We start from the raw sequence: 19,827 nt of genomic DNA on the forward strand, positions 1-19,827 counted from the left end.
ACAAACCGCTGATAACATCGGTTTGTCATGGCATATCAACGGTCATAGGGCACATCTCTGCGGCAGTTTCAGCCAAGGAGGCCAAGATGAAACGCCCGTTCAAACGAGTTACACTGACCATTGCAGCACTTGTGGTCGCCGCACCCGCCTATGCGCTGGTGCCGATCAACGAAGAGCCGAAGATCATCAACACCCTCCTGCAGGGGTTCATCGGCGACGCCATCGACGACAACTGCCCGACCATCGAAGCCCGCACCATGCGGGCCCTTGGCGAGCTGAACAAGCTCCGCGACTATGCGCTGGCGCAGGGCTATACCGCCGACCAAATCCGCGGGCTCGTCAAGTCGAAAGAGGAAAAGGCCAAGGGCAAGGCGATGGCCGCGGAGTGGCTGAAGGAACGCGGGGCCGAGCCCGGCAATCCCGACGCCTATTGCAAGATCGGCGAAGAGGAAATCGCCAAGAACAGCCTGATCGGCTACCTCCTGAGGTCGACCAAATGATCCAGCCGCCCGGCATGCACCTGGCCGAGTTGAACGTGGGGCGACTTGTCGCCCCCACCGACGACCCGCGCGTGGCCGAGTTCATGGACGCCTTGTCGCGGGTGAATGCGCTGGCCGAACGGATGCCGGGCTACGTCTGGCGGATGACGGGCGGGACGGGGTTTTCGGCGACCGACCTCGCACCGTCCGACGATCCGCAGCTGATCCCGAACATCAGCGTCTGGGAAAGCGTCGAGACGCTGGAGCATTTCGTCTGGAACACCGTCCACCGCGCGTTCTATGAGCGGCGGGCGGAGTGGTTCGAGGTGCTGGGCCGCATGCATTTCGTCATGTGGTGGGTGCCTGAGGGGCATCGGCCCACGCTGGAAGAGGCACTGGCGCGGCTGGCCTTGCTTGAGGCAAATGGCGACAGTGACGAGGCCTTCGGCTGGAAGTATCTGAAAGAGGCGCGGCTGTGGCAGACCCACGCTTGCGCGCAAGTGGCGGCGGAGTGACGGGCATGTGCTACGGCGGTCTCGACCCGAAATACTTGATGCGCGATGTCGAAGCGCGCGTGAAACACCTGTCATATGAACAGGATACGACGAAACAGGCAGCCCCCGTGCCGCAAGCGGGGCTTTTCGCCCGGCTGCGGGATGCACTCGGCGGGCTGCTGCGGAAGGACCGGGCTCATGTCTAATCTCAAGAAAATCAGCATCGACGGGATCGAGGTCGAGGTCGATGGCGCGATGACCATCATTCAGGCGGCTGAGGTCGCGGGGGTGGAGATCCCGCGCTTTTGCTACCACGAACGCCTGACCATCGCCGGGAACTGCCGGATGTGTCTGGTGGAGGTCGTGGGCGGCCCGCCGAAGCCAGCGGCCTCCTGCGCGATGCAGGTCCGCGACCTGCGCCCCGGTCCGAACGGTGAGGCTCCGCTGGTCAAGACCAAGTCCCCCATGGTCAAGAAGGCCCGCGAGGGGGTGATGGAGTTCCTCCTGATAAACCACCCGCTCGACTGCCCGATCTGCGACCAGGGCGGCGAGTGCGATCTGCAGGATCAGGCGATGGCCTACGGCGTCGATTTCTCCCGCTACCGCGAGCCGAAGCGGGCGTCGGAAGACCTGGATCTCGGGCCGCTGGTGGCCACCACGATGACGCGCTGCATCTCTTGCACCCGCTGCGTCCGCTTCACGACCGAGGTCGCCGGGATCACCCAGATGGGCCAGACGGGCCGGGGTGAGGACAGCGAGATCACCTCGTATCTCAACACGACGCTCGACTCGAACCTGCAGGGCAATATCATCGACCTCTGCCCGGTTGGCGCTTTGACATCAAAGCCTTACGCCTTCACCGCCCGCCCGTGGGAGCTGACGAAGACCGAAACCATCGACGTGATGGACGCTCTCGGCTCCAACATCCGCGTCGATACCAAGGGCCGCGAAGTCATGCGCATCCTGCCGCGCAATCATGACGGCGTGAACGAAGAGTGGATCAGCGACAAGACCCGCTTCGTGTGGGACGGCCTCCGCCGCCAGCGACTGGATACGCCCTATATCCGCGAGAACGGCAAGCTTCGCAAAGCCGGTTGGGTCGAGGCTCTGACGGCAGCTGCGGCGGCGATGAAGGGCAAGAAGGTGGCCGGTCTGATCGGCGATCTGGTGCCGGTCGAGGCCGCATTCAGCCTGAAGGCCTTGGTTGAGGGCCTCGGCGGGCACGTCGAATGCCGCACCGACGGGGCGAAGCTGCCTGCGGGCAACCGGTCGGCCTATGTCGGCACGGCGACGATCGAGGACATCGACAGCGCGAAGATGATCCTGCTGATCGGCACCAACCCGCGGGTCGAGGCTCCGGTGCTGAACGCCCGAATCCGCAAGGCCTGGACCAACGGCGCGCGCGTGGCCCTGATCGGCGAGGCGGTGGACCTGACTTATGACTACAGGCATCTTGGCTCTGACCGGGCCGCGCTGGCCGATTTGGCCGGGATGGATCATTCGGACAAACAGGGCGTCGCCGGGGTGATGATCGTGGGGCAGGGCGCCCTGAACGAAGCCGACGGTGAGGCAGTTCTGGCCCATGCCATGAAGGCGGCCGAGGCGGCCGGCTCCAAGCTTCTGATCCTGCACACCGCGGCCTCCCGAGTGGGCGCTATGGATGTCGGCGCCGTCACCGATGGCGGCCTGCCAGCGGCAACCGAAGGGGCGGAGGTGATCTACAACCTCGGCGCGGATGAGGTCGAGATCGCCAAGGGTCCGTTCGTGATCTACCAGGGCAGCCATGGCGACCGGGGTGCATCCCGCGCCGACATCATCCTGCCGGGTGCGGCTTACACCGAGGAAAACGGCCTTTTCGTCAACACCGAGGGCCGCCCGCAGCTTGCCTTCCGCGCCGGGTTCGCACCGGGCGAGGCGAAGGAGAACTGGGCCATCCTCCGCGCGCTTTCGGCCGAGCTTGGGGCGCAGCTTCCGTGGGATTCGCTTGCCGGTCTCAGGACAGCGCTGGTAAAAGCCCATCCACATCTTGGCCGGATCGACGAAGTGCCCGAGAACGCGTGGCAACCCTTGCCGGTCAAGGCCATGGGAAAGGCCACTTTCCGCAATGCGATCAAGGACTTCTACCTGACCAACCCGGTTGCCCGGGCGTCAACGGTCATGGCAGAGCTTTCCGCCATGGCCAAGGCCCGCGCGACGCAGCCGATTGCGGCGGAATAGGCCTTTGGCGCCCCGCCTCACCCTTCTTGCAACCCTTGGCACCGCGACAGCGGCGCTGGGGGCTTGCACGCCGGGTGGAGAGGTGCCAGAGGAACGCGGACGGGAAGCCGTCTACGAAGGGATTTCGACGATCCTGCTTGATGACGATCTGGTCAGCCTGAACGTCGCCATGCGCGGTGCCACGGACCGGTCGGATGTCGAGGCCTATGGCCGCTGTGCCGTCGCGCAATATGCGCTGGATCAGGGATACGGGTTCGCGCGCCAGGTGCGGACCATCGTCAGGAAGGAAGGGCAGTCATGGTACGGGGATGCGGTCTACCTCATCTCGAAAACCCTGCCCGAGGGCCTGCGCACCATCGACGCCGAAGTGGCGGTGACGGAATGCGTCGAGCTTGGAATACCGACGGTTTGAAGTGAGGGGCTGAAATGTCGGAGTTTCTTTCCACGGGGTTCGGAACGGCGGTGCTGATCGCGGCACAAAGCCTTCTGATCGTGGCGTTCGTGATGATCAGCCTTCTCTTCCTTGTCTACGGCGACCGGAAGATCTGGGCCGCCGTCCAGATGCGGCGGGGCCCGAACGTAGTTGGCCCCTTCGGCCTTCTGCAATCGGTGGCCGACGCACTGAAGTACATCGTCAAGGAAATCGTCGTCCCGGCGGGCGTGGACCGCCCGGTGTTCTTCCTGGCCCCCATGCTGAGCTTCGTGCTGGCGATCCTCGCCTGGGCAGTGATCCCCTTCGATGACGGCTGGGTGCTGGCCAACATCAACGTCGCCATCCTCTTCGTCTTCGCCATTTCCTCGCTCGAGGTCTACGGCGTGATCATGGGCGGCTGGGCGTCGAACTCGAAATACGCGTTCCTCGGGTCCCTGCGCTCCGCCGCGCAGATGATCTCGTACGAGGTGTCGCTGGGCCTGATCATCATCGGCGTCATCATCTCGACCGGGGCGATGAACTTCGGCGCCATCGTGGCCGCGCAGGACGGCGACTGGGGCCTTTTCAACTGGTACTGGCTGCCGCACTTCCCGATGGTATTCCTGTTCTTCATCAGCGCGCTCGCCGAGACGAACCGCCCGCCCTTCGACCTGCCGGAAGCCGAAAGCGAGTTGGTGGCGGGGTTCATGGTCGAATACTCCTCGACCCCGTACCTGCTCTTCATGGCCGGCGAATACATCGCCATTTTCCTCATGTGCGCGCTCATCAGCCTCCTCTTCTTCGGCGGCTGGCTCTCGCCCATCCCGGGCCTCCCCGACGGCTGGTGGTGGATGGTCGCGAAGATGTGGCTCTTCTTCTTCATGTTCGCCATGGTGAAGGCCATCGTCCCCCGCTACCGCTATGACCAGCTGATGCGGATCGGCTGGAAGGTCTTCCTGCCGATGTCGCTGGCCTGGGTGGTGATCGTGGCATTCCTCGCGAAGTTCGAAGTGCTCGGCGGCTTCTGGGCGCGTTGGGCTGTGGGGGGGTGAGGATGTACTGTCGTCACCTCGCAATTGCTCCTGCACTGGCTGTAACAAGTCTGGCATCTGCCGGATTTGCGGAACCGACAGTGCGCGAGTGCAAAGAAGCAGCGGCTGCCGTTGCCGAAATGTTGAACCCAAAGCGTGAGATAAATCCCAAGGGCATTGGCTGGGTTCTTTTGCCGCCTGCGCTCGATTACTACAGCCTCGTTCCAGCGGAGCAGTGGAGACAGGTTGCAATGCGCCTTTGGAACTACCCGGTGTTTCTGCTTACCGGTACCGATGTGCATCCACCTTTGACGCGGAAAGGAAAATGGTCGCGTGAGGCTCAACCCGATGAGAAGCGCGATTACGCGAGAGGGTTCACACAACTCGACACTTTGGAGCAGTGCCTGCGTCCGTCAGCGTTGGCGACTTCTCCAGAGTTGAAGACGGAGATTGCGGACCTTGACTCCCGGTTCCCGCTTGAACAGCGGGCGGCCCTGCGACCCCTGATGAAGGCAAGCCAATGACCCAGATCGACTGGAACCGCGCGACCCGCTACTTCCTTCTGATGGATTTCATCAAGGGCTTCGGCCTGGGGATGAAGTACTTCTTCGCGCCGAAGACCACGCTGAACTACCCGCACGAAAAGGGCCCCCTCAGCCCCCGTTTCCGCGGCGAACACGCCCTTCGCCGCTACCCGAACGGCGAGGAACGCTGCATCGCCTGCAAGCTCTGCGAGGCGATCTGCCCGGCGCAAGCCATCACCATCGACGCCGAACCGCGCGAGGACGGCTCCCGCCGCACCACGCGCTATGACATCGACATGACCAAGTGCATATACTGCGGCTTCTGCCAGGAGGCCTGCCCGGTCGATGCCATCGTCGAAGGCCCGAACTTCGAGTTCTCGACCGAAACGCGGGAGGAGCTCTTCTACACCAAGGAAAAGCTCCTGGAGAACGGCGACCGCTGGGAAGCCGAGATCGCCCGCAACCTTGAAATCGACGCGCCGTACCGGTGAGGCAAAGGACATGGGTGCTTGGGGTGCAGGACCTTTTCAAGACGACACTGCGCTGGACTGGCTTGAAGAGCCGTTCATGGCGGAAGGAGCCGTTGCAGTGAAGGCTGCGCTCGGGGATGTCATGGCGATAGGAACTGACGAATACCTTGAGTATGACGCGGGTGTCGCAGGCAGAGCGGCTGCAGAAGTGGTCGCGACATCATTCGGCAAACCAGACCCTACAAACGATGACGAGGATTTGGCCAAGATCGCTCGGTTCGACGATGAAGTCCGCGCATTGCCCGGGATTCGTGTGCTTGCCGGGAACGCGCTCGTGCGGTTGTCTGGAGAAAACTCCGAAATTGCAGAGCTATGGCTTGAGTCCGATAGCAAGGACGAGTGGCTTGCCTCTGTCGCCGGCTTGGCGCAACGGTTGAAGGACTGAGTGATGACCGACGACCTCGCCAAGATGTTCGCCACGATGATGGAAAGCTCGCAAGAGATGCTGCGGGCGTTCAATCCGTCATTGGAGGGGATGCAGGCCAAGGGCTTCGAGAAGATGTTCCCGACCATGCCCGCGAACATGATGGAGATGTGGTTCGGCCGTACCTTCAACCGCGAGGGGCTGGATGCCAAGACCCGCCTCCTCGTCACCCTTGCGGCCCTCACGGTGCTGGGTGCACAGGCGGAACCGCAGATGCGGCTGACCGTCCGCCACGCGCTGGAAGCGGGGGCCACGAAACGCGAGATCGCGGAAGTGATCTGGCAGATGTCGATGTTCGGCGGCATGCCCGCCATGCAGAAGGCGCTTGAGCTGGCTCAGGAAGTCTTCGCCGAAGTTGAGGAGAAAGACGCATGACCGTCTTCAGTTTCGCCTTCTACATGTTCGCCGTGATCACGGTGACCGCTGGCTTGATGGTCACCCTCAGCCGCAACCCGGTGCATTCGGTCCTCTGGCTGATCCTCGCCTTCCTCTCCACCTCCGGCCTCTTCGTGCTTCTCGGGGCCGAGTTCGTGGCGATGCTTCTGGTCATCGTCTACGTCGGTGCCGTGGCGGTCCTCTTCCTCTTCGTCGTCATGATGCTCGACATCGACTTTGCGGCCCTGAAGGGCGAGCTTGCCCGCTACATGCCGCTTGGCCTTCTGATCGGCGTCGTCCTTCTGATGCAGGTCGCCATCGGCGTGGGTGTCTGGACCGTGTCCGACGGCCGCGATGCGCTCCGCCAGGCCGTGACGCCCACCGAGATCGAAAATACCCGCGCCCTGGGCATGCTCCTCTACGACCGCTACTTTCTCCTCTTCCAGCTTGCGGGCCTGATCCTCCTCGTCGCGATGATCGGCGCGATCCTTCTGACGCTGCGGCACCGCAAGGACATCAAGCGCCAGAACGTGCTCCAGCAGATGTGGCGCGACCCGGCCAAGGCGATGGAGCTGAAGGACGTCAAGCCGGGGCAGGGGCTATAGATGCAGAGAGCAGCAAAGTTCGTCATTGGCGGGGCCGGAGGGGCGGCGGTATTCCTAGCCGCATTCGTTGCCGTCTCGGCCGTGTTCGCGACGCCCGGTTGCACCTGCGGCGGGGGGGCGGCGAACATGAACTGGGACCGGATGACGTTGGTGGAAAAGGTTCTCTACCGCTGGAACGGTTCGCTGCCCGAGGACGTCATCGCGGGGACACGGCCATGATCCGCCAGGCGATCATCGTTTCCATCCTGACTGGAACGGCGGCGCAAGCGCTGACGCCATTGCCGCCCTGCGACGGCATGGAAGCAGGCATGAACACCTACAACCTCCACGCGCTTGACCCGGACACCAACGCCAGCGGCGTGACGGTGGAGTCATACCAGGTCGACACGCAGCCCGATGACTCGCCGCAAGGTGTCTACCGCGACCAGCCTGCACCCGTTCCGGCGCTTGACGGCTTCTACGGCGTCCGCGTCACGCACTGCGCCAGCGGCACCTTCCACGCCATCGAGGGCGGCGAGGACCCTTTCACGGTTGCTGCCGCGCTGGCCGCGACCGAATTTCTGCGCCCCAAAGTGAAGGCCGGGCAATCGGTCGGTCGCAACGAACTGGCCTCGGCGATACGGGCGGTCTATGGCAAACAGCTGCGGCTGAAAGAGACGGAGGAGACCTGCGGCTGCAGCGTCCTTTTCCCGGACCTGAAGCCCAAGGGCATGACGCCATTCGAGAACCGGACCGATACGGTCGCAAGATACTGAAAACGGGCCCAAAGAGCCCACGAGGGAACGAGAGATGGTCGGACTGGAACACTATCTGGCTGTGGCGGTGCTGATGGCATTTGCGATGGGTCAGGTCTGGACCCCGCCCGTTCATCTCTTGGCGCAAAGCCGGAGCCGCGCATGAAGCGGACAGGCTTCCTTGTGATCGGGATGCTGGCGGGGACCTGGCTGCCAACGCTTGGCTTTGCCTGCGAGCCCGCGCCCCCGGTCGAGACGCGGGATGACCGCTTGGTGACCGGCCCTGATTGCAGTTTCAGAAATGGCGGCACCGACGATAAGGCCAGTGCGGCGGGGGCTATCGACATTGGTGGGTCGATCGTCGGACAAAAGTACTCCTACTTGGACGCCTGTTCCCAACGGGAGGAGCTTTTGGTTGTCGACTGCACCCGTGTCGAGGCCATCCTGATCAACGGTCTGGAAGTCGAGCCGGCGGTTCCAAGCGGCTATGCCTCCTCGATTGCGCCCCTTCAAAAGCCGAAAGGCCCGATTGGCCTGACTCCGAAAACGACCATCGCTGAACTGGCGCGGGTTTCAGAGGCCAATGACTTCACCTATACGCTGAACGTGCTTGGCCTCGCGCAAAAGGAAAGCCGACGCAACCGATATGACCCGTTCTGCGGCTGCAAGCTTTTCTACCCCGACGGCGCGGGCGCGCAGAACTAGAACGTGGCCGCAAGGCTATCGGAACGAACGGGCCGCCGCGCCCAAGAAGGAACGAGAAGATGATCGGACTTGAACATTACCTGACGGTGGCTGCGGCTCTCTTCGTCATCGGGATCTTCGGAATCTTCCTCAACCGGAAGAACGTGATCGTCATCCTGATGTCGATCGAGCTGATGCTTCTAGCGGTCAACATCAACCTCGTCGCCTTCTCCTCTTTCTCGGGCGATCTGGTGGGGCAGGTCTTCACCATGTTCGTCCTTACCGTGGCTGCGGCCGAGGCCGCGATTGGTCTGGCCATCCTCGTCGTCTTCTTCCGCAACCGCGGCACCATCGACGTGGAAGACGTGAACGTGATGAAAGGCTGACCAGATGGAAACGATCATCCTCTTCGCCCCTCTGGTCGGGGCCATCATCTGCGGCTTTGGCTGGCGGCTGATAGGCGAGAAGGCGGGCCAGGTCATCACAACGGCGATGATCTTCCTGGCTGCGGCGCTCAGCTGGTACATCTTCCTGACCTTCGACGGCGTGACTGAGAAGATCACCATCATGCGCTGGATCGAATCCGGCACGCTGGGGTCGGAGTGGGCGATCCGCCTCGATCGGCTGACGGCGATCATGCTGGTGGTGGTGAACACCGTCTCGGCCCTCGTCCACCTCTACAGCTTCGGCTACATGGCGCATGACGAGAACTGGCATGAGGGCGAGCATTACAAGGCCCGCTTCTTCGCGTATCTGTCGTTCTTCACCTTCGCCATGCTGATGCTGGTGACCGCCGACAACCTCGTGCAGATGTTCTTCGGCTGGGAAGGGGTGGGGGTCGCGTCGTACCTGCTGATCGGGTTCTACTACCGCAAGCCAAGCGCCAACGCCGCCGCGATCAAGGCGTTCGTGGTCAACCGTGTCGGTGACTTCGGCTTTGCGCTTGGCATCTTCGGCCTCTTCTTCCTGGTCGACTCGATCCGCTTCGATGACGTGTTCGCGGCCGCCCCGGCGCTGGCCGAGACGAACCTGACCTTCCTCTGGACCGAATGGAACGCCGCGAACCTGATCGGGGTCCTCCTCTTCATCGGGGCCATGGGGAAATCGGCGCAGCTGATCCTGCACACCTGGCTCCCGGATGCGATGGAGGGGCCGACGCCGGTCTCGGCGCTGATCCACGCCGCGACCATGGTGACGGCGGGCGTCTTCCTCGTCTGCCGGATGTCACCGCTTTACGAATACGCGCCCGAAGCCGCGGCCTTCATCACCGTCCTCGGGGCCACGACCGCCTTCTTTGCGGCGACCGTGGGCCTCGTGCAGAACGACATCAAGCGCGTGATCGCGTACTCCACCTGCTCGCAGCTTGGCTACATGTTCGTGGCCGCCGGGGTGGGCGTCTATTCGGTGGCGATGTTCCACCTCTTCACCCACGCCTTCTTCAAGGCGATGCTGTTCCTTGGCGCGGGCTCGGTCATCACCGCGACACACCACGAGCAGGATATGCGCAACTACGGGGGCCTGCGGAAGAAGATTCCGCTCACGTTCTGGGCGATGATGATCGGCACGCTCGCCATCACCGGCGTCGGCATCCCGCTGACCCACTACGGCTTCGCCGGGTTCCTGTCGAAAGACGCGGTCATCGAAAGCGCCTGGGTCGGCTCAAGCTATGCGTTCTGGCTGCTCGTCGTCGCGGCCTGCATGACCAGCTTCTACAGCTGGCGCCTGATGTTCATGACCTTCTACGGGACCAGCCGCGCGCATGGGCATGGGAACAGTCATGATGACCATCACGGCGCGGTGCATGACGCCAACGGGCATGACGACCACCACCATGAGCCGCACGAAAGCCCGCTGACGATGCTGATCCCGCTGGGCGTCCTGGCGCTTGGCGCGGTGTTCTCGGGGATGCTCTGGTACAAGGTCTTCTTCGGCGAGGACACGGCGGTTCGGAACTGGTTCGGCATGGAAGCCGCCGCCCATGGCGAGGCGCATGCTGAGGGCCATGACGAGACCGCCGCCGCCCATTCCACCGAGGAACCGGCCCCGGCCGAAGGGACCGCCACTACGACCGAAGCCGCCCCGGCGGAAGAGGGGGCCACGACCGAAGCGGCGCCTGCAGAGGGCGTAGCCACCACCACCGAAGCCGCCCCGGCGGACGAACCGGCCGCGACCGAAGCCCATGGCGACACCGCCGCCGAGGCCGCGCCAGCCGAAGCAGCCGCCCCCGGCGCGGTGCCGCAAGGCGCGCTGGTCATGCTGCCCTTCACGCCCGAAGAGCAGAAGAAGATCGTCGAAACTCGCCTTGACTCAGACAAGGTCGAAAAGGCCGAACACGCGCCCTCGACCATGATCAACGCGGCCCACCTGGTGCCGACATGGGTCAAGCTCTCGCCCTTCGTCGCCATGCTGATCGGCCTCTTCACCGCCTGGCTTTTCTACATCAAGGACCCGAGCCTGCCCGTCCGTCTCGCGGCCCAGCAGCGCCCGCTGTACCTCTTCCTTCTCAACAAGTGGTACTTTGACGAGCTTTACGACTGGGTCTTCGTCCGGCCCGCCAAATGGCTGGGGAACTTCCTCTGGAAGAAGGGCGACGGCAACGTCATCGATGGCTCGCTGAACGGGGTCGCGATGGGGATCATCCCGTTCTTCACCCGCCTCGCCGGCCGCGCGCAGTCCGGTTATCTCTTCCACTACGCCTTCGCGATGGTCATGGGGATCGTGATCCTTGTCACCTGGATGACGCTCTTCGGCGGCGCGAAGTAAGGGGCGCGCAGTATGGAAAACCAGCTTCTCTCGATCATCACCTTCCTGCCCCTGGTCGCGGCCTCGATCCTTGCGCTCTTCATGCGCGGCGACGATGCAGCTGCCCGGCAGGGGGCGAAGTGGCTTGCGCTCTTCACCACCTCGGCGACCTTTGTCATCTCGCTTTTCATCCTCTTCCGGTTCGATCCCACGAACACCGGCTTCCAGTTCGTGGAAGAGCGGGAATGGATACTCGGGCTAAACTACCGGATGGGCGTCGACGGCATCTCGATCCTCTTCGTGATGCTCACGACCTTCCTCATGCCGATCACCATCTGGTCGTGCTGGAACGTGGAGACCCGGGTCAAGGAATACATGATCGCCTTCCTGGTGCTGGAAACCCTGATGCTCGGCGTCTTCTGCGCGCTCGACCTTGTGCTCTTCTACCTCTTCTTCGAGGCGGGCCTGATCCCGATGTTCCTGATCATCGGCATCTGGGGCGGCAAGGACCGCATCTACGCGGCGTTCAAGTTCTTCCTCTACACCTTCCTCGGCTCCGTCCTGATGCTGGTCGCAATGATCGCGATGTATTTCGATGCCGGGACCACCGATATCGTGCAGCTTCTGACGCACGACTTCGGACACGAGACCTTCAGCCTTCTCGGCTTCCAGGTCGTTGGTGGCCTCCAGACCATGCTGTTCCTGGCCTTCTTCGCGAGCTTCGCCGTGAAGATGCCGATGTGGCCCGTTCACACCTGGCTGCCGGACGCCCACGTCCAGGCGCCGACGGCGGGTTCGGTGGTGCTGGCCGCGATCCTTCTGAAGATGGGCGGCTACGGCTTCCTGCGGTTCAGCATTCCGATGTTCCCGATCGGGTCGGACGTGATGGGGCCTTTGGTCCTCTGGATGTCGGCCATCGCCATCGTCTACACCTCGCTCGTGGCGCTCGCGCAGACCGACATGAAGAAGCTGATCGCCTATTCGTCCGTGGCCCACATGGGTTACGTCACCATGGGCATCTTCGCGGTGAACCAGCAGGGCGTCGATGGAGCCATCTTCCAGATGCTCAGCCACGGCTTCATCTCGGGTGCCCTCTTCCTTTGCGTCGGAGTGATCTACGACCGCATGCACACCCGCGACATCGACGCCTACGGCGGCCTCGTGAACCGCATGCCCGCCTACGCGCTGGTGTTCATGTTCTTCACCATGGCCAACGTGGGCCTGCCGGGCACGTCAGGCTTCGTCGGAGAATTCCTGACCCTCATGGGCATCTTCCAGGTCAACACCTGGGTCGCCGCTGTCGCTACGACAGGCGTTATCCTGTCAGCCGCCTATGCCCTTTGGCTTTACCGCCGCGTCGTCTTCGGCGACCTGATCAAGGAAGCGCTGAAGTCGATCACCGACATGGACCGGCGCGAGAAGGCGATCTTCGCCCCCCTCATCGCGATGACCCTGATCCTCGGCATCTACCCGAGCCTCGTGACCGACATCATCGGCCCCTCGGTCGGCGCCCTTGTTTCCGACTACCAGGCCTCGCTGCCCGCCGATGCGGCAGCCGTGGCCATGAACTAAGGACCCGCACTATGACCTCTGCAGATTTCCAGACCCTTCTGCCCGAGATCGTGCTGGCGGGCTATGCCATGGCAGCACTGATGGTCGCGGTCTACACGACCAAGGACAAGCTTGCGCCCACGCTCGTCTGGGCGACCGCCGGGCTTTTCGTGGTGCTGGCGTTTTATGTCGGCGTAAGCGGCACTGGCGAGCGGCTGGTCTTCAACGGCCTCTTCATCGACGATCCCTTCGCCCGTTTCGCCAAGGTGACGATCCTTGTCTCGGCGGCCGCGGTGCTGGTCATGAGCCAGGACTACATGACCCGGCGCGACCTTTTGCGTTTCGAGTACCCGATCCTTGTCACCCTCGCGGTTGTCGGGATGATGGTCATGGTCTCCTCCGCCGACCTCATCACGCTTTACATGGGGCTCGAACTCCAGTCGCTCTCGCTTTATGTCGTTGCCGCCATGCGCCGCGACAGCGCCCGGTCCTCGGAAGCGGGCCTGAAGTACTTCGTGCTTGGCGCGCTGTCCTCGGGCCTTCTCCTCTACGGCACCTCGCTCGTCTACGGCTATGCCGGGACCACCCAGTTCGCAGGGATCCTGACCACCGTGCAGGACGGCGCGCCGATCGGCCTCCTCTTCGGCCTCGTCTTCATGCTCGCGGGCCTTGCGTTCAAGGTCTCGGCCGCACCCTTCCACATGTGGACGCCCGACGTCTACGAAGGCTCGCCCACCCCGGTGACCGCGTTCTTCGCCACCGCCCCGAAAGTCGCCGCCATGGCCCTGATCGCGCGGCTGGTGCAGGACGCGTTCGGAGGTGTCCCCGCCCAATGGGGCCAGGTGCTGGCCGCCCTTGCCGTGGCCTCGATGTTCCTTGGCGCCGTGGCTGCCATCGGCCAGCGCGACATCAAGCGGCTGATGGCCTATTCCTCGATCGCCCACATGGGCTATGCGCTGATCGGCCTTGCGGTCGGCACGGCCTACGGGGTTCAGGCGACGCTGATCTACATGGCGATCTACGTCACGATGAACGTCGGCACCTTCGCCTTCATCCTGTCGATGGAACGCGACGGCCGCCCGGTCAGTGACATCGCCGGTCTGAACCAGTTCGCGAAGAAAGAGCCCTTGAAGGCGCTCGCCATGCTGGTCCTCCTCTTCTCCCTCGCGGGCGTGCCGCCCATGGTCGGCTTCTTCGGCAAGTTCTACGTCCTGAAAGCCGCGGTCGATGCGGGCATGGTCTGGCTGGCCGTCGCAGGTGCTGTCGCGAGCGTCATCGGTGCCTTCTACTACCTCCGCATCGTCTTCTTCATGTACTTCGGCGCGGAACAAGAGCCGGTCGACAGCCGCATGGCGCCCGTGCAGTGGGGGATGCTGGTGGGCGTGGCCGCTATCATGATCCTTGGGATCGTGAACCTTTTCGGCATCGAAGCCCCCGCGGCCTTTGCGGCTGAAGCGCTTGTCCGCTGATCTGCCGGGCGGGGCAGGGCACATCGCCCTGGCCGAGGTCGACAGCACCAACGCCGAAGGCTTCCGTCGGGCCGCGGGCATGGCAAGGCCGACCTGGATCACCGCTGGCCTGCAGACCGCAGGCCGCGGTCGCCGGTCACGCCCGTGGGCAAGCCCGCTCGGCAACTTTCACGGCACCCTGGTCCTACGGCCCGCCGAACCGCCTGAAACCGTGGCACTCCGCTCCTTCACCGCCGCCCTCGCGCTTCGCGACGCACTGGTCGCCCTTACCGGCCTGCCCGACAGCTTCTCGCTCAAATGGCCGAACGATGTTCTCCTGAACGGCGGCAAGCTGGCGGGCATCCTCCTCGAAAGCTCCGGCCTTGGCGGTCCGGACCCGGTCCTCTCTATCGGCATCGGCGTGAACCTGATCGCAGCCCCTGACCCTGCCCAAGTCGAAACCGGTGCCACCGCACCCGTCTCGCTTCTCCACGAAACCGGCCGCCGCATCACGCCCGAGGCTTTCCTGCAGGCCCTTGCCCCCGCCTATGCCGCCTGGGAGGCGACCTTCACCGCCGAAGGCTTCGCGCCCCTCCGCGCCGCCTGGCTCACCCACGCCGCAAAGCTGGGTGAGCCGATCCGCGCCCGCACCGGCGCCGAAACCCGCGAAGGCGTCTTCGACAGCATCGACGCGCAGGGCAACCTGATCCTGCGCATGACGAAAGGCCCGGTTGCCATCCCCGCCGCCGAGGTGTTCTTTTGACCAACGCCAGCCGCCGATTTTTCGCCGAAAAATCGTGGCGCTGGAACCACTAAGGGGTCGCCCATGCTTCTCGCCATCGACTGCGGCAACACCAATACCGTCTTTTCCGTCTGGGACGGCACCCGCTTCCTCGCCACCTGGCGCATCGCGACCGACCACACGCGGACCGCGGACGAATACTTCGTCTGGCTCTCCAGCCTGATGACCCTGACCAAGACCGAGGCCAAGGTCACCGAAGCCATCATCTCCTCCACCGTCCCCCGCGTGGTCTTCAACCTCCGCGTCCTCTGCGACCGCTACTTCGGCTGCCGCCCGCTGGTCGTGGGCAAACCCGATTGCAGGCTCCCGGTCGCCCCGCGCGTCGATCAGGGCACGACAGTAGGGCCCGACCGCCTGGTCAACACCGTCGCGGGCCACGACCGACACGGCGGCGACCTGATCATCGTCGATTTCGGCACCGCCACCACTTTCGACGTCGTCGACCTCGACGGTGCCTATGTCGGCGGCGTGATCGCTCCCGGCGTGAACCTCAGCCTCGAAGCGCTCCACATGGCCGCCGCCGCCCTGCCGCATATCGACGTCGCGAAACCTGCGAAAGCCATCGGCACGAATACGGTGGCCTGCATGCAGTCGGGCGTGTATTGGGGCTATATCGGCCTTATCGAAGGCATCGTGCGCGAGGTCCGGCGCGAGCGCGAAAGGCCGATGAAAGTGATCGCGACCGGGGGGCTCGCCTCCCTTTTCGCGCAAGGAACCGAGCTCTTTCAAACGGTCGAGGATGATCTGACCATGCATGGCCTCGTCCTGATCAACGCCTACAACAAGGATAAACCATGAGCGCGAACCGCCTGATCTATCTTCCCCTCGGCGGCGCCGGCGAGATCGGCATGAACTCCTATGTCTTCGGCTACGGGCCGAAGGGCAAGGAACGGCTGATCCTTGTCGATCTGGGGGTCACCTTCCCCGACATGGACACCTCGCCCGGCGTCGATCTGATCATGCCCGACATCAGCTGGCTTTACGACAAGCTCGACCGGCTGGAGGCGATCTTCATCACCCACGCGCACGAGGACCACATCGGTGCCCTCGCGCCCCTGTGGACGAAGCTTGAGAAGAAGGTCTACGCCCGCCGCTTCACCGCCACGATCGGACGCCTGAAGTTCGAGGAAGCGGGCCTCCCGCTCGACCAGATCGTCACCGTCGAGGCCCGCCCCGCGACAGTCGAGGTCGGCCCCTTCAAGGTCCAGTTCATCCCCGTCTCACATTCGATCCCCGAAAGCTCCGCCCTGGTGATCGACACCCCCGCAGGCCGCATCTTCCATTCCGCCGACTTCAAGATCGACCACACGCCGGTCGTCGGCGAAGGCTGGGACGACGCCCGCATGGCCGAGATCGTCGCCGAACGCCCCGTCAAGGTGATGACCTGTGACAGCACCAACGTCTTCTCGACGCATGAGGGCCGGTCCGAGGCAACCCTTGCCGAACCCCTGACCGAGCTGATCAAGTCCGCCACCGGCATGGTCGTGGCCACCACCTTCGGGTCCAACGTCGCGCGCCTGAAGACGCTGGCCGAAGCCGGCCGTGCCGCCGACCGGACGATCTGCGTCCTCGGCCGGTCGATGAAGCGCATGCTCTCGGCCTCGGAGGAGGCCGCCGTCCTCTCCGGCTTCCCGAAGACCGTGACCCCGGAGGAAGCTCTGGAAGTCCCCCGCCGCAACCTCATGCTCCTCGTCACCGGTAGCCAGGGCGAACGCCGCGCGGCAAGCGCCCAGCTTTCCCGCGGCAAGTACCTCGGGATCGAGATGAAGGACGGCGACACGTTCCTCTTCTCCTCCAAGACCATCCCCGGCAACGAACGCGACGTCCTGCGCATCTGGAACGCGCTCTCCGAACAGGGCGTCAATGTCATCGACGACCAGGGCGGCAAGTACCATGTCTCGGGCCACGCGAACCGCCCGGACCTCGAACACGTCCACCGCCTGATCCTGCCCGACATGCTGATCCCGATGCATGGCGAACACCGGCACCTCCGCGAACACGTCCGCATCGCGACCGAAGCCGGGATCGCCGCCGCCGTGGCCCCGAACGGCACGATGCTCGACCTGACCGGCGACGTGCCCGAGGTCGCGGAGTATGTCGAGACCGGCCGCCTCTACCTCGACGGCACCGCCACCATCGGCGCGCTGGACGGCGTGGTCCGCGACCGGATCCGCCTGGCGCTGAACGGCCTCGTGACCGTCACCGTGATCCTCGACGAAAGCGAAACGCCGATGGGCGAGCCCTGGGTCGAACTCATGGGCCTGCCCCCGATGGGCCGGGGCGAGCGTCCGCTGGCCGAGACGATGGAGGCCGACCTTGATGAGGTGATCGGGCGACTTGGCCGCAAGGTGATGGCCGATGACGAGAAGCTGGAAGAGGAAATCCGCAAAGTCGTCCGCCAGGTCGCGATGGAAGAGATCGGCAAGAAGCCCGAAGTCACGGTGGTGATCAGCCGCCTGGTTGCCGAGTAAGCGCAGGCGACCGTGCGGCTTTCAGCCTGACGGAATTCCCCACTTCCGGCTCATGCCAAGGTCGGCTTAGCTGTGCCCGACCTGTCAACGACAGATCGGAGGCCGCAGTTGACCAGCGTCCCGCAATCCGACATGCCGCCCCGGCGGGCTCGTAAGCGATGGCTTGCGGCACTGCTTGGGCTCATCGCTATCGTTGCCGCCATCTGGTTCATCCGCGCCGAGATGTGGCCCTGCGGCGCGCTGGATCGCACCAGCGGCTGTGTGTCCGGCGTCAGGCTTGATGTCGCCGCCGCGGGCCTGGATCCCGATACGGCAGAGGCCGACTGGTGGGCTTTTGATCTTTCCCCCAGCGGTGATACCGCGCTTGTCGGTATCTGGGACAAGGCCAACGGCGCCGAACCGCGCAGTGTACTTGCGCTCTACGACACGGCTACCGGCGCCGTACTGCGGGTTCTGCACGACACTTCCGACTATCAAAGCTCCGGGGAGTATCGTCTGACCCAAGAAGCCGCGCTGTCTCCGGACGGTTCTCTTGCCGCAGCGATAACCGACACGGTTCAGGGCGATGAACTTGTGTCCGAACTGATCATTTACGACACCGCAGATGGACGTGTCCTGAAGACGATCACCAGGGATAAGGATGATTACGAGTATCGCGCGGCGCATTGCAACGCCATGCTGGACTTCAGCGCCGACGGCACAAAAATCCAGTGCGGATACAAGGTGTTTGATATTGCAACCGGTAATGCCTCTTCTGTCAGGCGCAGCGACGATAGTGTTATCTATCCTGTGTTCGCAGATGAATCTCTCATGCAGCCGATTGCGCCTGATGGCACGGAATTCCTTTCAAAGCAGGACAAGCAGTCGTTTGCTCTCAACTTCAACGGGATGCTCGATCTGTACTATTTTGCCCCTGACAGCGTGGGACTTCTGGGAGTTCAGATCCCTCACGACAAAAACAGCGGCAAGCGGTTCTACATTCCTTCGATCTTCCGTCAGATGTCTGCAGTCGAGATCTGGGATGGAAAGGCAAAAGAGCTTCAGCGCAGCTTCTATTCCAACCGGCTCTATATCCGAACGGCCTGGTCGCGAGACTCGGCGTATTTCGGGTTCGTGACTGACGATCTGCGGCTTGAGGTGTTCAAGCGATGATTTCAGCGTGTGGCGCGATGGAATGATAGGGACCGATAAATGAACGATGTCGCGACCGAAAGTGCTGACAGCCTTGCCCGGAAACATCGGTGGCGCTTGATTCTTGCCCTCACCGCCGTCTTCGCGGTCGTCTGGTTCATCCGCGCCGCGATGTGGCCCTGCGGCGCGCTGGATCGCACCAGCGGTTGCGTGTCGAGCGTAATGCTGGACGTTGAGGCCCTTGGCCACGATCCCTCCGCGGCGTGGGCAAATTTGTTCACATTCGATCTTTCCCCTGGCGGAAAAACCGCGCTTGTCAGCATGATGGATAAACCGGAGGCCGGTCAGCGCAGTACTCTCGCGGTCTTTGATGCGAAGACCGGTGCTTTGCTTCAGTTGCTCTATAACGAAATCAACGGTGCCTTCTTTGAAGAGGCGGCCCTGTCGCCTGATGCAACCTTAGCCGCCGCCAGTTACCGCACGGGGCGTGATGGCACGCTGGCTATCTACAGGGTGGCAGATGGAAGCGTCATCAAGACGTTGAAAAAGACAGAAGGCGGCGAGCCGCAACGTTTCCATTGTCAGGCGATGCTGGCTTTCAGCCCCGACAACACAAAACTCCAATGCGGCAGCGAGCTTTTTGACATCGCAAGCGGCACCGCCTCGTCACTTGTCGAAGATAACGAGTATACCTTCCCGCTCCTTGCTGCATTCAACGGCACGTTCCGATCGACCGCATCTGACGGCACGCGCATCGAACCGCCTGATCTGAATTCTCCACTCAATCTCTTTGATGCACAGGTAAGGGTGTCTTTCGCCCCGGACAGCGTCGGTCTTCTGGAGGTCTGGCTGGCCTATGGCGAAAACCGTGGCCAGCGGTTCTTTACCCCTTCCGTCTTCCGCCGGATGTCCGCCGTCGGCGTCTGGGATGGGAAGACGAAAGAGCTTAAGCGCAGCTTCTACGCGAACCGCCGTTATGTCCTAACCGCCTGGTCGCGCGATTCAGCCTATTTCGGTTTGATCACCGACGATCTGCGGCTGGAGGTCTTCAAACGCTGAAGATACCCCTCCGGGGCCGGAAACGCCCATCCCCTCCGCGGACGGGACCGGCGAGTGTAAGCAAAGTCTTGACGCGACCTTGTAACACATTGGAAAACATAGGGTTGATCCAGT

Annotated in this window: 23 protein-coding genes; all 23 read left to right on the forward strand. The window is 63.2% G+C overall.

Translation table 11 applies throughout. From position 1 onward, the window contains the following. Nucleotides 1-86 precede the first annotated feature (86 nt). A complete protein-coding gene (locus ACRCSW_RS12905) occupies nt 87-500 on the forward strand; it encodes a DUF5333 domain-containing protein (protein ID WP_438705653.1) in 414 nt (137 codons plus the stop codon). Then, on the forward strand, nt 497-994 hold the full coding sequence (locus ACRCSW_RS12910) for a DUF3291 domain-containing protein (protein WP_438705654.1): 498 nt from the start codon (nt 497-499) through the stop codon (nt 992-994). Before ACRCSW_RS12905 ends, ACRCSW_RS12910 begins: the two co-directional genes overlap by 4 nt. Before the next feature lie 5 nt (nt 995-999). Further along, nucleotides 1,000-1,179 (forward strand): hypothetical protein, encoded by a 180-nt coding sequence (locus tag ACRCSW_RS12915; RefSeq protein WP_438705656.1) that lies wholly within the window; start codon nt 1,000-1,002, stop codon nt 1,177-1,179. Beyond that, complete coding sequence (gene nuoG, locus ACRCSW_RS12920) at nt 1,172-3,190, forward strand: NADH-quinone oxidoreductase subunit NuoG (RefSeq protein ID WP_438705658.1); 2,019 nt, start codon at nt 1,172-1,174, stop codon at nt 3,188-3,190. Before ACRCSW_RS12915 ends, nuoG begins: the two co-directional genes overlap by 8 nt. A 4-nt stretch (nt 3,191-3,194) precedes the next feature. Beyond that, entirely contained in the window at nt 3,195-3,602 is a 408-nt protein-coding gene (locus ACRCSW_RS12925; protein WP_438705660.1) for a hypothetical protein, read from the forward strand. A gap of 14 nt (nt 3,603-3,616) precedes the next feature. Then, the gene (gene nuoH / locus ACRCSW_RS12930) at nt 3,617-4,654 is read left to right on the forward strand and encodes an NADH-quinone oxidoreductase subunit NuoH (RefSeq protein ID WP_438705662.1); all 1,038 of its coding nucleotides are present in this window, start codon (nt 3,617-3,619) and stop codon (nt 4,652-4,654) included. A 2-nt stretch (nt 4,655-4,656) separates the two neighbouring features. Further along, nucleotides 4,657-5,157 carry a hypothetical protein gene (locus ACRCSW_RS12935; RefSeq protein ID WP_438705664.1) on the forward strand — a complete coding sequence of 167 codons (501 nt, stop codon included), beginning with the start codon at nt 4,657-4,659 and terminating at the stop codon, nt 5,155-5,157. Further along, complete coding sequence (nuoI, locus tag ACRCSW_RS12940) at nt 5,154-5,648, forward strand: NADH-quinone oxidoreductase subunit NuoI (RefSeq protein ID WP_438705666.1); 495 nt, start codon at nt 5,154-5,156, stop codon at nt 5,646-5,648. The genes ACRCSW_RS12935 and nuoI overlap by 4 nt, the downstream gene beginning before the upstream one ends. A 10-nt stretch (nt 5,649-5,658) precedes the next feature. Next, nucleotides 5,659-6,072: a DUF4259 domain-containing protein gene (locus ACRCSW_RS12945; RefSeq protein WP_438705668.1), complete on the forward strand. Its 414-nt coding sequence runs from the start codon at nt 5,659-5,661 to the stop codon at nt 6,070-6,072. Nucleotides 6,073-6,075: 3 nt separating this feature from the next. Then, nucleotides 6,076-6,486, forward strand: coding sequence for a carboxymuconolactone decarboxylase family protein (locus ACRCSW_RS12950; protein WP_438705670.1), 411 nt, complete (start codon nt 6,076-6,078; stop codon nt 6,484-6,486). Next, entirely contained in the window at nt 6,483-7,091 is a 609-nt protein-coding gene (locus tag ACRCSW_RS12955) for an NADH-quinone oxidoreductase subunit J (protein ID WP_438705672.1), read from the forward strand. The genes ACRCSW_RS12950 and ACRCSW_RS12955 overlap by 4 nt, the downstream gene beginning before the upstream one ends. After that, nucleotides 7,092-7,310, forward strand: a complete 219-nt coding sequence (locus tag ACRCSW_RS12960; RefSeq protein WP_438705674.1) for a hypothetical protein — start codon at nt 7,092-7,094, stop codon at nt 7,308-7,310. Further along, nucleotides 7,307-7,846: a hypothetical protein gene (locus ACRCSW_RS12965; protein ID WP_438705675.1), complete on the forward strand. Its 540-nt coding sequence runs from the start codon at nt 7,307-7,309 to the stop codon at nt 7,844-7,846. Before ACRCSW_RS12960 ends, ACRCSW_RS12965 begins: the two co-directional genes overlap by 4 nt. Before the next feature lie 141 nt (nt 7,847-7,987). Continuing rightward, nucleotides 7,988-8,530 (forward strand): hypothetical protein, encoded by a 543-nt coding sequence (locus tag ACRCSW_RS12970; protein ID WP_438705677.1) that lies wholly within the window; start codon nt 7,988-7,990, stop codon nt 8,528-8,530. Between the two features lie 59 nt (nt 8,531-8,589). Continuing rightward, nucleotides 8,590-8,895 carry an NADH-quinone oxidoreductase subunit NuoK gene (nuoK, locus tag ACRCSW_RS12975; protein WP_438705679.1) on the forward strand — a complete coding sequence of 102 codons (306 nt, stop codon included), beginning with the start codon at nt 8,590-8,592 and terminating at the stop codon, nt 8,893-8,895. 4 nt (nt 8,896-8,899) lie between these two features. Beyond that, entirely contained in the window at nt 8,900-11,272 is a 2,373-nt protein-coding gene (gene nuoL, locus ACRCSW_RS12980) for an NADH-quinone oxidoreductase subunit L (RefSeq protein WP_438705681.1), read from the forward strand. Between the two features lie 12 nt (nt 11,273-11,284). Further along, nucleotides 11,285-12,823, forward strand: coding sequence for an NADH-quinone oxidoreductase subunit M (locus tag ACRCSW_RS12985; RefSeq protein ID WP_438705682.1), 1,539 nt, complete (start codon nt 11,285-11,287; stop codon nt 12,821-12,823). Between the two features lie 11 nt (nt 12,824-12,834). After that, complete coding sequence (gene nuoN, locus ACRCSW_RS12990; protein WP_438705684.1) at nt 12,835-14,271, forward strand: NADH-quinone oxidoreductase subunit NuoN; 1,437 nt, start codon at nt 12,835-12,837, stop codon at nt 14,269-14,271. Further along, nucleotides 14,261-15,013: a biotin--[acetyl-CoA-carboxylase] ligase gene (locus tag ACRCSW_RS12995; RefSeq protein ID WP_438705686.1), complete on the forward strand. Its 753-nt coding sequence runs from the start codon at nt 14,261-14,263 to the stop codon at nt 15,011-15,013. Before nuoN ends, ACRCSW_RS12995 begins: the two co-directional genes overlap by 11 nt. 63 nt (nt 15,014-15,076) lie before the next feature. Beyond that, nucleotides 15,077-15,850 (forward strand): type III pantothenate kinase, encoded by a 774-nt coding sequence (locus tag ACRCSW_RS13000; protein WP_438705687.1) that lies wholly within the window; start codon nt 15,077-15,079, stop codon nt 15,848-15,850. Then, nucleotides 15,847-17,523 carry a ribonuclease J gene (locus ACRCSW_RS13005; protein WP_438705689.1) on the forward strand — a complete coding sequence of 559 codons (1,677 nt, stop codon included), beginning with the start codon at nt 15,847-15,849 and terminating at the stop codon, nt 17,521-17,523. The genes ACRCSW_RS13000 and ACRCSW_RS13005 overlap by 4 nt, the downstream gene beginning before the upstream one ends. A gap of 108 nt (nt 17,524-17,631) precedes the next feature. After that, complete coding sequence (locus ACRCSW_RS13010) at nt 17,632-18,675, forward strand: hypothetical protein (protein WP_438705691.1); 1,044 nt, start codon at nt 17,632-17,634, stop codon at nt 18,673-18,675. A 39-nt stretch (nt 18,676-18,714) separates the two neighbouring features. Further along, nucleotides 18,715-19,713: a WD40 repeat domain-containing protein gene (locus tag ACRCSW_RS13015; RefSeq protein ID WP_438705693.1), complete on the forward strand. Its 999-nt coding sequence runs from the start codon at nt 18,715-18,717 to the stop codon at nt 19,711-19,713. The last annotated feature ends 114 nt before the right edge of the window (nt 19,714-19,827 follow it).

Origin of the sequence: Tabrizicola sp. (assembly GCF_051645465.1) — a bacterium.
Classification (GTDB): Bacteria; Pseudomonadota; Alphaproteobacteria; order Rhodobacterales; family Rhodobacteraceae; genus Tabrizicola.